This window comes from Rhodoferax sp. U11-2br (assembly GCF_018619435.1).
GTDB lineage: Bacteria > Pseudomonadota > Gammaproteobacteria > Burkholderiales > Burkholderiaceae_C > Rhodoferax.
In genome coordinates this window covers 1-1,348 of the sequence record NZ_JAHFZF010000065.1, presented here as the reverse complement: position 1 = coordinate 1,348, position 1,348 = coordinate 1, and the positions used below count along the sequence as shown (strand labels likewise).

The window sequence follows — 1,348 nt, the reverse complement described above, 5'->3', positions numbered from 1 at the left end:
ATCTTGCAGTTTCAGGAACTTGGCCGACTGCTCAGAGAGGCACGCGCGCATGAGGCCTGACTTCAGTTTTAGTGACTGCTTTGGAGCAATGCGGAAGTCCGCAATCAGCCTTAAGCCGTCGTCGAAGTTCATCGCCAAAACCGTTGACGGCAAGCTCGCTGCCAACCGGGCGTCAAATCAAAATCATATAAATTTTTGGCATCTAGCCCTTATGAATTAAGGGTAAGTAGCTACTTAGTCAGTAGCACTCAGGCCAAGCAAGGGGCTATGCAGGAAGGCAAAAAACCTCAGCCAACCACCACCGCAGCGCCGTCACCCTTAGCCGCAATCACGCCAATCTCGTACACCGTTTCACCGGCCGCACGCAGGGTCGCGGCGCAGGCGGCGGCGTCAGCCGCGTTGATCACCACCACCATACCGATGCCGTTGTTGAAGGTGCGGTTCATCTCGATGTCGTCGATGCCCGCGGTGGCTTGCAACCAGGCGAACAGTTCGGTCTGGGGCCAGCTGCCTTTTTTCAGGTGGGCTGCGGTGCCTTCGGGCAGCACGCGGGGGATGTTCTCCAGCAGGCCGCCACCGGTGATGTGGGCCAGGGCCTTGATCGGGTGCGCAGCCAGCGCGGCCAGCACGTTTTTGACGTACAGGCGGGTGGGTTCCATCAGCGCTTGTTTGAAGGGTTTGCCGTCCAGCGTGGATGGGGCGTTGCTGCCAGCGCGCTCGATACATTTGCGCACCAGGCTAAAGCCGTTGGAGTGCACACCGCTGGACGCCAGGCCCAGCACCACGTCACCCGGTTTCACATCGGCGCCGGTCAGGATTTTGGATTTTTCGACGGCACCGACGGCAAAACCGGCCAAATCGTATTCGCCAGCGGGGTACATGCCGGGCATTTCAGCGGTTTCGCCGCCAATCAGCGCACAGCCGGACAATTCGCAGCCTTTGGCAATACCACCCACCACGGCGGCGGCGGTGTCCACATCGAGCTTGCCGCAGGCAAAGTAGTCTAGGAAAAAAAGGGGCTCGGCGCCTTGCACCAGCACGTCGTTGACACTCATGGCCACTAGGTCAATGCCCACGGTGTCGTGCATGTTCCATTCAAACGCCAGTTTGAGCTTGGTGCCGACGCCGTCGGTGCCGCTCACCAGCACCGGTTCTTTGTAACGTTTGGGCACTTCAAACAGGGCGCCAAAACCGCCAATACCTGCCAGCACACCTTCGCGCATGGTTTTTTTGGCCAGGGGCTTGATGCGCTCCACCAGCGCGTCGCCAGCGTCAATGTCGACGCCTGCGTCTTTGTAGGAGAGGGCGGTGGTGGGGGTGTTGGGTGTGCTCATGGGTGGGTTCAATA

The 1,348-nt window shown here is 59.5% G+C and carries 1 protein-coding gene; it reads right to left on the bottom strand.

What is annotated here, in order from left to right:
- Nucleotides 1–287 precede the first annotated feature (287 nt).
- Complete coding sequence (gene purM, locus KKO72_RS20750) at nucleotides 288–1,334, bottom strand: phosphoribosylformylglycinamidine cyclo-ligase (protein WP_214943763.1); 1,047 nt, start codon at nucleotides 1,332–1,334, stop codon at nucleotides 288–290.
- Nucleotides 1,335–1,348: the final 14 nt, after the last annotated feature.

What these genes read in the sequence shown, in the direction of transcription:
- purM (WP_214943763.1), bottom strand. Translation starts at nt 1,334, where the DNA reads ATGAGCACACCCAACACCCCCACCACCGCCCTCTCCTACAAAGACGCA.